The sequence below is a fragment of the Komagataeibacter melomenusus genome (assembly GCF_013155395.1).
GTDB lineage: Bacteria > Pseudomonadota > Alphaproteobacteria > Acetobacterales > Acetobacteraceae > Komagataeibacter > Komagataeibacter melomenusus.
In genome coordinates, this window is sequence record NZ_JABJWC010000001.1 from 95642 (window position 1) to 111867 (window position 16226).

Genomic DNA, 16226 nt, shown 5'->3' on the forward strand with positions numbered 1-16226 from the left:
CGCACGGCGGCGCGCGGCCTTACCCCCGCGCGCCGCGAATCGGGCCGAGACAGGGTGCCCATGTCTCGGCCAGCGCGGCATCCACGTCCGCCATGCGCACCCGTTTGCCCAGCTTCGCCAGGCTGGTCACGCCGTATTCGCTGATGCCGCAGGGCACGATTCCCCCAAAATCGCTCAGCTCGGGGTCAACATTGATCGCGATTCCGTGCCAGCTCACCCAGCGCGAGACCCGCACGCCAATCGCCGCGATCTTTTCCTCCCGCCCCGTGACGGGGTCGACCACCCACACGCCAATACGCTCCGCCCGCCGCTCGCCCGTCACCCCGAAGCGGGCGAGGGTGCGGATGATCCATTCCTCCAGCGCATGGACATAGGCCCGCAGGTCGCGCGGGGGCACCATGGCGCGCGGGCGGGTCAGGTCGAGCATGGCATAGGCCACGCGCTGGCCCGGGCCATGATAGGTCCACTGCCCGCCACGCCCCGCAGGGTAGGTGGGGTAGCCGCGCGGGTTGAACAGGTCCGAATCCTTTGCCGATGTTCCGGCGGTATAGGTGGGGGGATGCTCGAGCAGCCACACCCGCTCGGGGGCACTACCCGCCCGAATTCCGCGGGCCTGGGCCTCCATTTGCGCCAGTGCGTCAGGGTAGGGCACCTGTCGGGGTGCTTTATCCCATAAAAATTCGTTTTCGGTCATTGCCCGTTCGTCTTTCATCAGCTATACGCCCATTCATCGTCATGACGGTATCGCTCACTCGATGCTCGTTGTCACGTTGCGGCCATGGCGGAATGGTAGACGCGCAAGCTTGAGGTGCTTGTGGGGGCAACCCCGTGGAAGTTCGAGTCTTCTTGGCCGCACCACTTATTTTTCCTGAAAACTGATGCGACATGAAACACATCACCCCAGGCGGGGCAGGTGTATTTCCGCATGCGCGGCATTCAGACCGGATTTTAATTGCCCCCGCCCGCAACCTTCCAGCGGGAAGGGCGTTCGGGTTCATGTCATAAAAAAGTCACAATTATTCCTCATTGAATGCCTCACTCTACAGCAAGGTCATGTTCCCCGCAGAACAGCAGTTCAGGTAGGCCCGTACGTTACAAATGATGTCGATTGCGCCGTCATTTGCAATGAGGCGTGGCAATAGTGATTTAAATCATGTTTGGTCCTGATGAGGCACGCTATATCCTGGTTCATCTGGCAACACCCTGATCCCTGTCATCATTATCAAAGTATGGGCGGTCAGCCGGGATTGTCTGTTCCTGTCATGCATCTTGAGGTAAATATTAGTGATCAAGCCCCTTAAAAAAGCCGTATTGCCGGTTGCCGGCCTTGGCACCCGTTTCCTGCCCGCAACCAAGTGCGTGCCCAAGGAGATGCTCACCGTTGTCGATCGCCCGCTGATCCAGTACGCCATCGACGAAGCGCGTGAAGCCGGGATCGAGGAATTCTGCCTCGTGTCCAGCCGGGGCAAGGATTCCCTGATCGACTATTTCGACATTTCCTATGAACTTGAAGACACGCTGAAGGCCCGCAAGAAGACCTCCGCGCTGAAGGCACTCGAAGCCACCCGCGTGACCCCGGGCTCCATGCTGTCCGTGCGCCAGCAGGAGCCGCTCGGCCTTGGCCATGCCATCTGGTGTGCGCGTGAGTTCATTGGCAACGACCCCTTCGCCATCCTGCTGCCCGATGACGTGGTGCAGAGCGAGAAGTCCTGCATCGGCCAGCTGGTTGAAGTCTACAACAAGACCGGCGGCAACGTGCTGGCCGTGACCGAAGTGCCGCGCGAGCAGACCGGCAGCTACGGCATTCTCGACGTCGGCGCGGATGACGGCAAGACGGTTGAAGTCAAGGGCCTGGTTGAAAAGCCCGACCCCAAGGATGCGCCCTCGACCCTGTCGGTCATTGGCCGTTACGTGCTGACGGCGGACGTGCTCAAGCACCTCGCCAAGCTCGAAAAGGGTGCTGGCGGCGAAGTGCAGCTGACCGATGCCATGGCCAAGACCATTGGCCACGTGCCGTTCCACGGTTACCGCTACGAAGGCAAGCGCTTCGACTGCGGCAGCAAGCCGGGCTTCCTTGAGGCACAGATCGCCTTCGCCCTCGCACGCGAGGACCTGGCGGGCGACGTGCGGGAATTCCTCAAAAAGTATAAATGAGCTTCAGGCACCGCTTTGACCCCACAAGCCTGCGGGAATACGACATCCGCGGGATTGTGGGCGAAAGCCTGACGCAGGACGACGCCTATGCCATCGGCCGCACCTTCGGCTCCATGGTGGCACGGGCTGGCGGCTCGACCGTCACGATCGGTTATGACGGACGCCTGTCATCCCCCGCCCTTGAGCACGCGCTCGGGGCAGGGGCCATGGCGTCCGGCATGACCGTGCTGCGCATCGGGCGTGGCCCTACGCCGATGCTTTATTTTGCCGCGACCACGCTGGGGGCTGACGGCGCGATCATGGTAACGGGCAGCCATAACCCGCCCGACCATAACGGCTTCAAGATGGTTCTTGGCCACAGGCCGTTTTTTGGCGAGCAGATCCGCGAACTCGGGCGGCTGGCGGCAAGCGGCGATGTCGTGGCCGAGACATCCGGCACCATGCGCGATGTAAACGTGATCCCCGCCTATGTGGACCGCCTGCTGCGTGACTGGAACGGCACGGATCGCCCCCTTGATGTGGTATGGGACAGCGGCAATGGCGCTGCGGGTGAAATCCTCTCGCTGCTGGTCAAAAGGCTGCCGGGGCGGCACCGCCTGCTCAATGCTGAAATTGACGGCACTTTCCCTGCCCATCACCCTGACCCGACCGTCCTGGCCAACCTCGGGCAACTCATTGCCGCAGTGCGGGAAGAGGGGGCCGATCTGGGTCTGGCGTTCGATGGCGATGCCGACCGCCTTGGCGTGGTGGACAATACCGGCACCGTGCTGTGGGCTGACCAGCTTCTGGTCATTCTGGCGCGTGACATCCTGCGCGACCATGCGGGTGCCACGGTCATTGCCGACGTCAAGGCCAGCCAGACCCTGTTTGAAGAGATTGACCGCGCGGGCGGCACGCCGCTGATGTGGAAAAGCGGCCATTCTCCCATCAAGATGAAAATGGCCGAGACCGGCGCACCGCTGGCAGGCGAAATGTCAGGGCATTTCTTTTTTGCCGATCACTGGTACGGATTTGATGACGGGCTGTACGCAGCACTCCGCCTGCTGGCCATAGTCTCGCACCTTAAGGGTCCGCTCTCGGATGTGCGGCTGAGCCTGCCTGCGGCTGTCTCCACGCCGGAACTGCGTTTTGCCTGCCCCGATACGCGTAAATTCGCGGTTATTGCCGAAGTGGCTGCCCGGCTCGAACGCAGCGGGGCATGTGTCTCCACCATTGATGGCGTACGCGTAACCACGCCGGATGGCTGGTGGCTGCTCCGCGCCTCCAACACGCAGGCGGTTCTTGTCGCCCGGGCAGAAGGCACGAGTGCTGCCGGACTAGAGCGGCTGAAGACCGCGATCACGGCGCAACTGGAAGCCTCGGGGCTTCGCGCGCCTGATTTTTCCGGCACGGCCGCCCTGCATTAATCAACGCTGCCGGGCGAACTGCTTAAAGCTGGAATGATGAAAGTTTTTGGTGAAGCTTTTTTCAAAAAGCTTCGAAAGACGTCGCCTTTTTTAAAAAGGCGATACCCAAAAGCTTTTCTTGTTTATCAACGACTTGTTTTCAAACAGTCTCTTATTTGCCCAGAAAACGGCGCAGCCCCAGCCCCTGCGCGCGCTCATGCAGCACGGAAGGCTGGTAGGCGATGGAAATGATCTCATGTGCCTGCTGCCACACCGCCACGTCTTCCGCCCGGTCGGTCTGCACGGTCGTCACGCCACAGCGCAGCAGGAACTCGTACTGATCGGGCAGCGGCGTGCCGGTGGCGCGGATCTCGCCGGTAAAGGACAGATGCTCGCGCAGGGCGCGGGCCTGCGTAAACGCCCGCCCATCACGGAAGGTGGGGAAGGTTACCGCAACCAGCGCCAGCCGCGGCAGGGCAGCGCGCAGCACGGCCACATCCACATCCGGCCCGATGGCAACGCCGAGCGGCGCATCCTTCGGGCGGGCCAGCCCTTCCTCCAGCCGGTCAAGCGGCACGATCACGGCGCCAGCGGGCAGGGCCTCGCCTGCGGTGGCCTGCACCCAGCGGTCTTCGGTCACATGACCATTTTCAAGCAGGGGCATAGACGGCATCCTTGAAGCTTGCGGCACCAAGGCGCCGATAGGTATCGATAAACGCCTCGCCTTCATTGCGAAGCACCAGATAGGTGTCGATCAGCCGGGCGATGGCATCGACCGTCTCGTCCTCCGGCAGGGCCGGGCCGATGATCTGGCCAATGGCCACGTCATTTTCCGCCGAGCCGCCAAGGGTGAGCTGGAAGAACTCCTCGCCGCGCTTGTCCACGCCCAGAATGCCGATATGGCCCGCATGGTGGTGCCCGCAGGCATTGATGCAGCCCGAGATGTTGATGCGCAGGGTGCCAATGTTTTCCTGCAATTCAGGGTTGGCGAAGCGTGCGCTCAACTTCTGGGCAATGGGAATGGAGCGCGCATTGGCCAGCGCGCAGTAATCCAGGCCGGGGCAGGCGATGATATCACCCACCAGCCCGATATTGGGCGTGCCCAGCCCGGCGCCATCAAGCCTGAGCCACAGGTCGCGCAGCCGGTCCTTGCGCACATGGCCAAGCACCACGTTCTGCATGTGGGTGACACGGATCTCGCCAAACGAAAAATCATCGGCCAGCGCCGCGATCAGGTCCATCTGGTCGGCCGTGACATCACCGGGAATGCCACCATCGGGCTTGATGGACACCACCGCGCTGATGAAGCCTTCATGCCGGTGGGCATGGGTGTTGGTGCGCACCCAGCGGTCAAGACGGGCATCGGCCCTGCGATCGGCCTCAAGCGTCTGCGCCGCGTCAGCTGGCGCATCAAGATCAGGAATGCCGAAGCGGGCGCGGATGCCCTCCACAATCGCGGGGTCAAGCCGGTAGTCCGCGCGGTTCATCTGGGCGAATTCGGCATCGACCTTCTCGCGGAACTGCTCCACACCCAGCGCCTGCACGAGGATCTTGATGCGCGCCTTGTACATGTTGTCGCGCCGCCCATAGGCGTTGTACACGCGCACCACGGCCTCAAGGTAGGCCAGCAGGTCTTCCTCGGGCAGGTTGTCCCGCAGGTGCACGCCAATGATGGGCGTGCGGCCAAGCCCGCCGCCCACGAACACGTCGAACACTGCCCGCCCGTCCGGGCCGGGATGGGCGACGAGGCCGATGTCATGGAAACGGGCGGCCACGCGATCATGCGGGCTGCCGCTGATGGCGATCTTGAACTTGCGCGGCAGGAACGAAAATTCCGGGTGCAGCGTGGACCACTGGCGCAAGATCTCGGCGTGGATGCGCGGATCGAGCAGTTCATCAGCGGCGGCACCGGCAAACTCGTCACACGTCACGTTGCGGATGCAGTTGCCGCTGGTCTGGATGGCATGCATGTTCACGCCCGCCAGCCGCTCAAGGATATCGGGCGTATCTTCCAGCCGTATCCAGTTGAACTGGATGTTCTGGCGCGTGGTGAAGTGACCGTAATCACGGTCATAGGTGCGGGCGATATGCGCGAGTTCGCGCATCTGGTCCGACCCCATCATGCCATAGGGCACGGCCACGCGCAGCATGTAGGCATGCAGTTGCAGGTACAGGCCGTTCATCAGGCGCAGGGGCTTGAATTCGTCCTCGGTCAGGTCGCCCGCCACGCGGCGGCCCACCTGCTCGCGGAACTGGGCCACGCGCTGCGACAGGAAGGTGCGGTCCACCTCGTCATAGGCGTAGCGGCCAACCGGCAGGGGTGCGGTATCAGTGGACATGGGGCGTCTCCACGGGGGCGAAATCAGGGTGCACACTCGGCCCGAACGCACGGATGCGCTCGCGCACGGTCAGGGGGGTGATCTGCGTGGCGCCAGGGTCAAGCTGCACGCCATAGATGCCCACCACGGTGTTCGCATCTGCTGCCCTGGCCTGCTTTATGGCGTCTTCCACCGCTGCATTGTCAAACACGCGGGCCTGGCCGATCGCCTCCGACCAGCCCTGCGGCGCGAGCCACACAATGCGGCCATCAAGCAGCCGGTTGGCGGTAATGACGCTGGCGCCGGTCATGTCCCGGCGGTTGTTCCTGACATCCACTTCTGAACCGATCCTTTTCAGGCAACCTTAACTGCTGTAAATGGGTGCGCGATCAAGGCCCGCGCACCCATTTTTCCAATCCGGTACTGCAATACCGGCATGCCTGCAACAGGGCATGCCGGTTACCACATTCAGGATGTCTGACGCTGTGCCGCCGCATCCAGACGGATGGCATCCGTGATGTAGGTCGCCAGGCGGGCGGCCGTCTCATCCCGCGATGCATCCGTCGTTCCGACCCGCAGGTCGGGCTTCAGCGGGGCTTCGTAAGGCGCATCCACGCCGGTAAAGCCTGCGATCTTGCCCGCGCGGGCGGCGGCATACAGCCCCTTGGGGTCGCGCTGCTCGCAGGTGGCCTGCGGCGTGTCGATGAAGATTTCATGGAAACCCTCACCCACGATCTGGCGCGCCAGTTCGCGGTCCGCCACGGTGGGCGAGATCAGCGCCACGATCACGACCTGCCCGCTCTCGGCCAGAATGCGCGCGACGGCTGCGGCACGGCGCACATTCTCGCGCCGGTCGGCTTCCGAGAAGCCAAGGTCGGCGCACAGGCCAGCGCGCAGCGTATCGCCATCGAGCACCGACACGTCGATGCCACGGGCAAACAGGCGGCTCTCCGCCTCACGCGCCAGCGTGCTCTTGCCCGCACCCGGCAGGCCGGTCATCCAGAACACGCCACCACGATGCCCCTTGGCCTGCGCGCGGTCCCACAGCGAGACGGCGCTGCCGGTGGGGTGGATGGCGTTGCGGCCTGCAACGCTCTCGGCCACCCCGATCAGCGGCGCGCCGCCCACGATCTGCTGGTTGCGGTCCACCAGCACGCCACGGCCGTCCGCCGTGCCGGACACGAACGGGTCGAACAGCATGGTTTCCGACACGGCCAGCGTAATCTCGGCAAAGCCCTCGGGGGGCACTTCCTCGGCGGGGTGTTCGGTCAGGTCTTCGAGCCGCACGACCGAGTCAATGGCGGCAACCGTGACCTGGTGCTCGGCCGTGGCGAGGCGCAGCTTGAAGCTCTCGCCCACGCGCAGCGGCTCCTGGCGCAGCCAGAACAGGCGGGTGCGGATGCGCGCAGCCCGCAGCGGCGCGTGGTCGGCAGGGAACAGGAAGTCGCCCCGGTCGGGGATCACGTCCGGCTCAAGCGTCACGGCCACGGACTGGCCGGCAACGGCGGCAACCTGCGGGGCGGTGTGCCAGCTTTCGATGGTGGCGATGCGGGCTTTCGCGCCATGCACGCCAATCACCACCTCATCACCCACGCGGATGCGCCCGCGCTCGATGCGGCCCACCACGATGCGCTTGGTGTCAAAGCGGTAGACATCCTGCACCGGCAGGCGCAGCGGCAGGTCGGCCCGTGATGACGGGGCCGGGACGGCGGCCAGCGCCTCGGTCAGGGTCGGGCCCTTGTACCATGGCATCTTGTCCGAGCGCGAGGCCATGTTGTCACCCTCGCGCGCGGATGCGGGCACGAACACGGTCGGCTCGATTTCAAGCTGGTGCAGCAGCTTGGTGATGTCGCGCTCGGCGGCCTCGATCTTCTTCTGGTCGTAGTTGAAGATATCGACCTTGTTCATGAACACGATCACATGCCGGATGCCGATCAGGCGCAGCAGCATGGCGTGGCGGCGGGTCTGCTCCTGTGCGCCCTCATTGGCGTCAACCACCAGCACGGCGGCTTCGGCATCAGCGGCACCCGTGATCATGTTGCGCAGGAACTGGCGGTGGCCCGGCGCATCCACGATCACGAACTGGCGGTTGCCCAGCTTGAAGGGGATGCGCGTGGAATCAACGGTCACGCCCTGGTCGCGCTCGATCTGCAGGCTGTCGAGCAGGAAGCTCCATTCAACCGTCAGCCCGCGCTTCTTGCTGGACTCGATGATCTGCGCCACGCGCCCTTCGGGCAGGCTGTCGGTATCATACAGCAGGCGGCCGATCAGCGTGGACTTGCCATGATCGACATGGCCCACGATCACGATGGGGGTGGCGGCATCCTGCGGGGCAGGGGTCGGGATTGTATTCATTGTCTGTAACTCCGTCCTGTCCGCTCAGAGGTAGCCGGCCACGCGCAGGCGCTCGAAGGCATCCTCGGATTCATGGTCCATGGCGCGGCCCGCGCGCTCGGATGTGCGCGAGGTTTCAAGCTCGGCAATCACTTCGGCCACGGTCGAGGCAGTGCTCTCGATCGGGCTGGTAATGTCCTGATCGCCCAGCGAGCGGTAGCGCTTGCCCTCTTTCGAGAAATACAGGTCCACCAGCGGAATGCCCTCGCGCTCGATATAGCGCCAGATATCGATCTCGCGCCATGACAGCAGGGGGTGAACGCGCACATGCACGCCCGCCTCGTGCGGGGTGGCGTACTGGTCCCAGAATTCGGGGGGCTGGTTGCGCACATCCCATTTATGGCCCGAACCGCGCGGGCTGAACACGCGCTCCTTGGCGCGGGTGGCCTGTTCATCACGCCGGATGCCCGCAATCACGCCTGCCAGCTTGTATTTGTCGATCATCGCGGCAAGGCCCGCGGTCTTGCGCGCGGCAGAACGGGCGGCAGGCGGCAGGGTGGGGTCGATTTCCTCAACCGGCGGGCAGTCGCCCAGCAGCAGCTCAAGGTTCCACTTCTTGGTGTATTCATCGCGGAACTTGTACATTTCCGGGAATTTCTTGCCGGTATCGACATGCATGACCGGGAACGGCACGCGCCCGAGGAAGGCCTTGCGCGCCAGCCAGAGCATGACGTTCGAGTCCTTGCCCAGCGACCACAGCATCGCCAGCGGCTTCAGCTTGCGATAGGCTTCACGCAGAATGAAGATGCTCTGGGCCTCGAGTTGGTCGAGATCGTCCATGGAATTACAGACCTTCCGTAACAGGAAAGAAAACGGGAGAAACCGGCACCCCCGGCACGGGGGATGCGGAAAAAGGAATCATGCGCCCTGACCGGCCGGCTTGCGCATGTGTATGCCGCATTCAGTCTTGGCTTTTCCAGCCCAGCGGCCCTCACGCGGGTCGGCCCCCTCGGTTACGGGGCGCGTGCAGGGCGCGCACCCGATGGACGGGTAGCCACGCAGCGTAAGTGGATGGCGCGGCAGGTTGCGCCGTGTCATCTCCGCATCGAGTTCGCGCGGGGTCCAGGCAATGAGGGGGTTGAGCTTGATCTTGCCACCTGGCGCATCCTCAACCACGGGCAGGCCCTGACGGGTGGCCGCCTGCGTGCGCTTGCGCCCCGTAATCCACGCATCGAACGGGATCATGGCTTCATCCAGCGGCTCGACCTTGCGCAGGGCGCAGCAGGCATCGGGGTCAAAGGCCCAGAGTTCCGCCGTGGGGTCGCGCTTTTCAAGCTGCGTGGGGTTGGGGTGCAGGTCACGCACATCGCGCAGGCCCAGAACGCGGGCGAGTTCCGCGCGGTAGGCCAGTGTCTCGGGGAAGTGCTGCCCCGTCTCGAGGAACAGGACCGGAACCGCAGGATCGATTTCCGCCGCAAGGGCCAGCATGACAGCGGATTCCGCCCCGAAGGACGACACCAGCGCGATCCGGCCGCGTAGCCGCGTCAGGGCCACGCGAAGCACGTCGGATGCGTTTTCACCCGCCTGCTTCAGTTCAGCCACAATGTCCGCATCGATACGCATAATCTTCCCCGCACCCGATTTACACTAGGTCATGGCGTTCTTTTCACGCCACACCTACTCTCGGCGGAGTGTAAAATCAAGGGAAAGGCATGATTTATACATCTTCTGATGCGTATTTCATATATGTCCCCCCGGCATGACCGTGCCGGGGCGGGCCGCAGCGGGGCTAACGGCTCATGAGCACCACGATATCGCTGTTTTCCAGCATATGGCGCGTCACGCCACCCAGGATCATCTGCCGCAGGCGGGAGTGGGAATAGGCGCCCATCACCAGCATGTCGGCATTGAAATCATGGGCTGCGGCCAGCATTTCCTCGCCCACGGGGCGTGTATCACTCCCGAATTCGTGAATATTGGCCTCGATGCCGTGCAGCGAGAGGAAAGAGCGCACATGCCGCGCCTCCGGCCCGGGCCGCTGGTAGGCGGGGCTGTAGAGGATGCACACCGCCTCCGCCCGGCGCAGCAGGGGCAGGGCGTGATGGATGGCCGATGCCGCCTCCGATGTGCCATTCCAGCCGATGCAGATGCGCTTGCCTATGGTGGGCGGCGCTACGGGCGGGGCAATAATGACCCCGCGCCCGCTTTCAAACAGGATGGCGTGCAGCGTTTCGGATGAGGACACATCGCCTTCCGGGTTGGGCTGGCGCAGCACCACGATATCGGACAGCCGCGCCTGAAACGACACCACGCTGCGCGTATGCCCGCTATGGGCGATGAAACTGGCCGAGAGCGCATGCATGTTGCCCGGCGAAAGGGGGGAATCAACCGCCACGACGGGAATGTTCTCACGCCGCGTAAAGGCATCGAACAGGCCACGCACTTCATGCAGGCGTTCCGCACTTTCCTTCAGCGCGGTGGAAATCATGTCCTGCACCATCACGCCGGACATGCCTTCGCCCACCAGCGGGCCGACTTCCTGCATGTCGGTGCCGACATGCAGCACGGCAAGGTGCGCATCGAACATGCGCGCGATCGCACCCCCTACATGCAGCGCACTCTGCGCGTGGCTTGCGCCACCAAGCGGCAGCAATATCCTGCGCACACACATATGATGGGCCTCCTGATCCGTTCATGGGTGCCAGCACGCGCAACGGGCGCAGGCACCCCTTGTCGGGTGAAACGGATCAGGCGGCGTTAAGTTCTGCCCTCAGGGATAAAGACGTTCGGCCTGCCAGCCGTCCGGCGTGCGGTCCCACACCGCGCGGTCATGCAGGCGGTAGGGGCGGTCCTGCCAGAATTCGAAGTGCCGGGGCACGAGGCGGAAGCCGCTCCAGTTGGCGGGGCGGGGAATGACGGCATCGGGGTCGGGGTAGCGGGCCTCAAGCTCTGCCACCGCCTTTTCAAACACGGCGCGATCCTTGAGCGGATGCGACTGGTTCGAGGCAATGGCGCCAAGACGCGAAATCCTGCTGCGGCTGGCGAAATAGGCATCGGCCTCGGCCGGCGTAACAGGTTCGACCGGCCCCTCGATGCGGATCTGGCGGCGGATGCTCTTCCAGTGAAACAGCAGGGCAGCGTGCGGGTTCGCCTTGAGTTCGGCAGCCTTGCGGCTGTTGAGGTTGGTATAGAACACGAATCCCCGCCGGTCCGCGCCCTTGAGCAGGATCATGCGCACCGAGGGCAGCCCCCCGGCAGTGGCGGTGGCCAGGGCCATGGCGTTGGGGTCGTTGGGTTCATGGGCTTTGGCATCCGCCATCCAGGCCGTGAACAGGTCGAACGGGTCGGCGGCAAGGTCGATCAGGGGAGAGGTCATGGGCTCCAGGTTCCGCGGGGCGTTTCGCGCCTGCCGCCCGGCCGGGAGACAGGATGCGAAACATATGGAAACATAAGGTAAGTTACCGTGTGACAAATATTAGCTACAATTACGGCACGCGGCATCTTGTCCGAAACGGCAGCTTGTGCAACCACGAGGCCGAAAATTTCATCCGTCATTTACCAGTTTAAGGATAGCAGCATGTCAGACGGCGCACCCAAAATCGCCATCAAGGGTTCATTGATGCAAGGCAAGCGGGGCCTTGTCATGGGTGTTGCGAATGACCGCTCCATTGCCTGGGGCATCGCGCGCGCCGTGGCCGAGCAGGGGGGCGAACTGGCCTTTACCTATCAGGGGGAGGCGCTGGGCAAGCGCGTGCGCCCGTTGGCCGAGACCGTGGGCTCGACGCTGGTGCTGCCATGCGACGTGACCGATGACGCGGCGATGGACGCAACCTTTGCCGCCATCGAGAAGGCATGGGGCAAGATCGACTTCCTCGTTCACGCCATTGGCTGGGCGGACAAGCAGTTCCTGCGCGGGCGCTATGTCGATACCCCGCGTGATGCCTTCCTCAAGGCGATGGACATCTCGTGCTACTCCTTTACCGCCGTTGCCCGCAGGGCGGCGGCCATCATGAACCCGAACGGCTCGCTGCTCACGCTCACCTACCTGGGCGCCGAGCGCGTGATGCCGCATTACAACGTGATGGGCGTAGCCAAGGCGGCACTCGAGGCCTCGGTGCGCTACATGGCGGTTGACCTGGGTGGCGATGGCATCCGCGTCAACGGCATCTCGGCAGGCCCGGTCATGACGCTGGCCGCCAATGGCATTGGCGATTTCCGCTACATCCTGAAGTGGAACCAGTACAACTCCCCGCTCGAGCGCAACGTGTCGCTTGAGGAAGTGGGCGGGGCAGGGCTGTACATGCTCTCCGACCTGTCGGGTGGTGTGACGGGCGAGATCCATCACGTTGATTCCGGCTACCACATCGTCGGCATGAAGAACCCCACCGCACCGGACATTACGGTCGCGGGCAACTGATCGCGGGAAGTCTGCCCTCATGTCGTACAACACCTTCGGCCACATGTTTCGCGTCACCACCTGGGGGGAAAGCCATGGCCCCGCCATTGGCTGCGTGATTGATGGCTGCCCGCCGCGCATCCCGCTGGATGCAGGCGATATCCAGCCCTGGCTGGACCGTCGCAGGCCGGGGCAGTCAAAATTCACCACCCAGCGCCAGGAGGCCGATCAGGTCGAGATCCTGTCCGGCGTGTTCGAGGGGCAGACAACCGGCACCCCCATCTCGCTGCTGATCCGCAATACCGACCAGCGCTCGCGTGATTATGGCGATATCGCCACCCGCTACCGCCCCGGCCATGCGGATGTGGCGTATGATACCAAATACGGCATTCGCGACTACCGGGGTGGCGGCCGTTCCTCGGCGCGCGAGACGGCCATGCGGGTCGCCGCTGGTGCCGTGGCGCGCAAGGTGCTCGGCGCAGGCGTGCGCATTCGCGGCGCCATGGTGCAGGTCGGCCCGCATGCCATCAACCGTGCGCGGCTGGAGTGGGATCTGGTGGATACCAACCCGCTCTTCTGCCCCGATGCGCAGGCGCTGCCGGTGTGGGAAGAATATCTGGCCGATATCCGCAAGAAGGGCTCATCCATCGGTGCCGTGGTCGAGGTGATGGCCGAGGGCGTGCCCGCGGGCCTTGGCGCGCCGATCTATGGCAAGCTTGATTCGGACCTTGCCATGGCGCTCATGAGCATCAATGCCGTCAAGGGCGTGGAAATTGGCGAGGGCTTTGCCGCGGCCAGTCTGACGGGCGAGGAAAATGCCGACCCCATGCGCATGGAAGATGGCCAGCTCCGCTTTGCCTCCAACCATGCAGGCGGCGTGCTGGGCGGTATTTCAACCGGGCAGCCGCTGGTGGCGCGGTTCGCGGTCAAGCCCACGAGTTCGATCCTGACACCCGTGCCTTCCGTCACGCGGGAAGGGGAGAATGTGGATGTGATGACCAAGGGGCGGCATGACCCCTGCGTTGGCATCCGTGCCGTGCCGGTGGGCGAGGCGATGATGGCCTGCGTGCTGGCCGATCACCTGCTGCGCCACCGGGGGCAGGTGGGAAGCTAGGCTCCCCACCACAGGCTGTTCAGCCTTTCAGCTTCGCATCCAGCGTAATGGTCGCGTTGAACAGCTTGGAGACGGGGCAGCCCGCCTTGGCTTTTTCGGCCAGTTCCCTGAACTGGGCTTCGGTCGCGCCCGGAATCTCGGCTTCCAGCGTCAGCTTGGCATGGGTGATGGCAAAGCCTTCGCCCTGCTTGTCGAGCACGATCTCGGATTTTGCATCGAGCGACTTGGCCGTAAGCCCCGCGCCGCCCAGAATGCCCGACAGCGCCATGGCAAAGCAGGCGGCATGGGCCGCACCCAGCAGTTCCTCGGGGTTGGTGCCGGGCTTGTCCTCAAAGCGGGTGTTGAAGCCGTAGGGCTGGTTCCTGAGCACGCCGCTCTGGGTCGAGATTTCGCCCTTGCCGTCCTTCAGGCCGCCCGACCAGTGAGCGGTCGCAAATTTCGTAATCGCCATTGCAGTTCAGTCCTTCATGCAGTTGCAGTGCAGGTGCATCCGGCACCCTTGGGTGACAGTCATCCCTAGCACCGGCCAACCGGCCTGTGACCCCAAAGTTGCATCACGATGCATTTGCCGCCGGTTGGGTCTTGCAATATGCGCCCAAAACGGCCATATCCCGCCACGGTCCCACGTTGGGGCCAATTCGCACGTGAAGCCGAGACCTCTGGTGTCCTTGCAATACAGGGCGTGCTTCACGGAGGATAAACCAGACATAAGGATCTAGCCGACATGGCGATGCCTGAATTCACCATGCGCCAGCTGCTCGAAGCCGGCGTGCACTTCGGTCACCACACCCGCCGCTGGAACCCGCGCATGGCGCCGTTCCTGTTCGGTGTGCGCAACCAGGTCCACATCATCGACCTGCAGCAGACCGTTCCCATGCTGGACCGTGCACTCAAGGCGATCCGTGACACCGTGGCCGGTGGCGGTCGCGTGCTGTTCGTGGGCACCAAGCGCGCTGCTGCCGACCAGGTGGCCGAAGCCGCCAAGCGTTGCGGCCAGTATTACGTCAACCACCGCTGGCTCGGCGGCATGCTGACGAACTGGAAGACCATCACCGGTTCGATCAAGCGCCTGCGCGGTATTGACGAGATGCTGGAAAACGGCACCCAGGGCCTGACCAAGAAGGAAGTCCTGGACATCACCCGCGACCGCGAGAAGCTTGAGCGTTCGCTCGGCGGCATCAAGGAAATGGGCGGCCTGCCCGACATCCTGTTCGTGATCGACACGAACAAGGAAAAGCTGGCGGTTGAGGAAGCCAACAAGCTGGGTATCCCGGTTGTAGCCGTGCTGGACAGCAATTCCGACCCGCGTGGCGTGACCTTCCCGATCCCGGGCAATGACGACGCCATCCGCGCCATCGCGCTGTATTGCGAACTGGTTTCCTCCGCCGTGCTCGATGGCATCTCCGCCGAGCTGGGCGCGTCTGGCGAGGACTTCGGTGCCTCCGAGGAACTGCCGGTCGACCCCGCCGTGGAAACGGCCGTGACGGAAGCCGCCGCAAGCGCGGAATGAAAACGGGCGCCGGCGTGGCCTGGCCCCGCTGGCGCAACTGACACAGCAAGGACACGCCCCGCCCGCTTGCGGGGCGTGCGCCTGTCGTGATGGAGTATCAGCATAATGGCGCAAATTACCGCAGCGCTCGTCAAGGAACTTCGCGAGAAGACCGGCGCGGGCATGATGGACTGCAAGAAGGCCCTCAACGAAGCCGAAGGCGACATCGAGGGCGCGATCGACTGGCTGCGCAAGAAGGGTCTCTCCGCCGCCGCCAAGAAGTCCGGCCGTGTAACGGCTGAGGGTCTGGTGGGCGTGGCGCAGACCGATCTGAAGGCCGCCATGGTCGAGATCAACGCCGAGACCGACTTCGTTGCCCGCAACGAGCATTTCCAGAACTTCGTGTCCGAAGTGGCGCATGCCGCACTCACCGTGGGCGACGATCTGGAAAAGCTCAAGGGCGCCGTGCTGAAAAGCGGCCGCACCGTGGCCGATGAACTGACGCACCTGATCGCCACCATTGGCGAGAACATGTCCATCCGCCGCGCACGCGTGCTGAGCGTGCCCTCGGGCGTGGTCGCCACCTACGTGCATGGCGCGGTCAGCCCCGGCCTGGGCAAGATTGGCGTCCTGGCCGCTGTCGAAGCCCCGAGCGCAAGCGAGGCGCTGGAAGACCTGGGCCGTCGCATCGGCATGCATGTCGCCGCCACCCGTCCGGCAGCACTCGATGTTGACAGCGTTGACCCGCAGGCGCTCGAGCGCGAGCGCGCGGTGCTGGTGGAGCAGGCCAAGGCTTCGGGCAAGCCCGATGCCATCATCGAGAAGATGGTCGATGGCCGTATCCGCAAGTTCTATGAGGAAGTCGTGCTGCTTGAGCAGATCTGGGTGCATGATGGCGAAAGCCGCGTGCGCAAGATCGTTGAGAAGGCAGGCGCCAAGCTGAAGGGCTTCGAGCGCTTCCATCTGGGCGAAGGCATCGAGAAGGAAGAAAACGACTTTGCCGCTGAAGTGGCGAAGGCTGCCGGCAACTGATCAC

At 63.8% G+C, this 16226-nt stretch carries 16 protein-coding genes and 1 tRNA gene; 7 read left to right on the forward strand and 10 right to left on the reverse strand.

From position 1 onward, the window contains the following. Positions 1 to 19: 19 nt before the first annotated feature. Complete coding sequence (lipB, locus tag HNW77_RS00480; protein WP_172154353.1) at positions 20 to 712, reverse strand: lipoyl(octanoyl) transferase LipB; 693 nt, start codon at positions 710 to 712, stop codon at positions 20 to 22. 60 nt (positions 713 to 772) lie between these two features. On the opposite strand from lipB, the gene HNW77_RS00485 reads away from it, so the two are divergent. From HNW77_RS00485 to pgmG, 3 genes are all read left to right on the forward strand, one after another. Beyond that, positions 773 to 858, forward strand: a tRNA-Leu gene (locus HNW77_RS00485). Positions 859 to 1284: 426 nt separating this feature from the next. Then, the gene (gene galU, locus HNW77_RS00490; RefSeq protein WP_061271764.1) at positions 1285 to 2154 is read left to right on the forward strand and encodes a UTP--glucose-1-phosphate uridylyltransferase GalU; all 870 of its coding nucleotides are present in this window, start codon (positions 1285 to 1287) and stop codon (positions 2152 to 2154) included. Beyond that, a complete protein-coding gene (gene pgmG, locus HNW77_RS00495) occupies positions 2151 to 3560 on the forward strand; it encodes a phosphoglucomutase/phosphomannomutase PgmG (RefSeq protein ID WP_172154355.1) in 1410 nt (469 codons plus the stop codon). Before galU ends, pgmG begins: the two co-directional genes overlap by 4 nt. 151 nt (positions 3561 to 3711) lie before the next feature. On the opposite strand, the gene HNW77_RS00500 is transcribed toward pgmG, so the two are convergent. From HNW77_RS00500 to pdxH, 8 genes are all read right to left on the reverse strand, one after another. Then, the gene (locus tag HNW77_RS00500; RefSeq protein ID WP_172154357.1) at positions 3712 to 4203 is read right to left on the reverse strand and encodes a DUF934 domain-containing protein; all 492 of its coding nucleotides are present in this window, start codon (positions 4201 to 4203) and stop codon (positions 3712 to 3714) included. Next, positions 4190 to 5878, reverse strand: coding sequence for a nitrite/sulfite reductase (locus HNW77_RS00505; RefSeq protein ID WP_172154359.1), 1689 nt, complete (start codon positions 5876 to 5878; stop codon positions 4190 to 4192). Before HNW77_RS00505 ends, HNW77_RS00500 begins: the two co-directional genes overlap by 14 nt. Continuing rightward, on the reverse strand, positions 5868 to 6194 hold the full coding sequence (locus tag HNW77_RS00510) for a DUF2849 domain-containing protein (RefSeq protein WP_172154361.1): 327 nt from the start codon (positions 6192 to 6194) through the stop codon (positions 5868 to 5870). The genes HNW77_RS00505 and HNW77_RS00510 overlap by 11 nt, the downstream gene beginning before the upstream one ends. A gap of 131 nt (positions 6195 to 6325) precedes the next feature. Further along, positions 6326 to 8212, reverse strand: a complete 1887-nt coding sequence (gene cysC, locus HNW77_RS00515; RefSeq protein WP_172154363.1) for an adenylyl-sulfate kinase — start codon at positions 8210 to 8212, stop codon at positions 6326 to 6328. Positions 8213 to 8236: 24 nt separating this feature from the next. Beyond that, positions 8237 to 9031, reverse strand: a complete 795-nt coding sequence (gene cysD, locus HNW77_RS00520; protein WP_172154365.1) for a sulfate adenylyltransferase subunit CysD — start codon at positions 9029 to 9031, stop codon at positions 8237 to 8239. Between the two features lie 78 nt (positions 9032 to 9109). Continuing rightward, positions 9110 to 9814, reverse strand: a complete 705-nt coding sequence (locus tag HNW77_RS00525; RefSeq protein ID WP_172154367.1) for a phosphoadenylyl-sulfate reductase — start codon at positions 9812 to 9814, stop codon at positions 9110 to 9112. A 166-nt stretch (positions 9815 to 9980) separates the two neighbouring features. Next, the gene (locus HNW77_RS00530; RefSeq protein WP_172154369.1) at positions 9981 to 10862 is read right to left on the reverse strand and encodes a universal stress protein; all 882 of its coding nucleotides are present in this window, start codon (positions 10860 to 10862) and stop codon (positions 9981 to 9983) included. 99 nt (positions 10863 to 10961) lie between these two features. Continuing rightward, a complete protein-coding gene (gene pdxH, locus HNW77_RS00535; protein WP_172154371.1) occupies positions 10962 to 11567 on the reverse strand; it encodes a pyridoxamine 5'-phosphate oxidase in 606 nt (201 codons plus the stop codon). Between the two features lie 201 nt (positions 11568 to 11768). Here pdxH and fabI point away from each other — a divergent pair, with 201 nt between their 5' ends. Both fabI and aroC read left to right on the forward strand, forming a co-directional pair. Then, on the forward strand, positions 11769 to 12608 hold the full coding sequence (fabI, locus tag HNW77_RS00540) for an enoyl-ACP reductase FabI (RefSeq protein WP_172154373.1): 840 nt from the start codon (positions 11769 to 11771) through the stop codon (positions 12606 to 12608). Between the two features lie 19 nt (positions 12609 to 12627). After that, on the forward strand, positions 12628 to 13701 hold the full coding sequence (gene aroC / locus HNW77_RS00545) for a chorismate synthase (RefSeq protein WP_172154375.1): 1074 nt from the start codon (positions 12628 to 12630) through the stop codon (positions 13699 to 13701). A 19-nt stretch (positions 13702 to 13720) separates the two neighbouring features. Here aroC and HNW77_RS00550 read toward each other — a convergent pair whose 3' ends face one another. Next, entirely contained in the window at positions 13721 to 14152 is a 432-nt protein-coding gene (locus tag HNW77_RS00550; protein WP_172154377.1) for an OsmC family protein, read from the reverse strand. A 273-nt stretch (positions 14153 to 14425) separates the two neighbouring features. Here HNW77_RS00550 and rpsB point away from each other — a divergent pair, with 273 nt between their 5' ends. Further along, a complete protein-coding gene (rpsB, locus tag HNW77_RS00555) occupies positions 14426 to 15211 on the forward strand; it encodes a 30S ribosomal protein S2 (protein ID WP_172154379.1) in 786 nt (261 codons plus the stop codon). 105 nt (positions 15212 to 15316) lie between these two features. Next, positions 15317 to 16222: a translation elongation factor Ts gene (gene tsf, locus HNW77_RS00560; protein WP_172154381.1), complete on the forward strand. Its 906-nt coding sequence runs from the start codon at positions 15317 to 15319 to the stop codon at positions 16220 to 16222. Positions 16223 to 16226 lie beyond the last annotated feature (4 nt).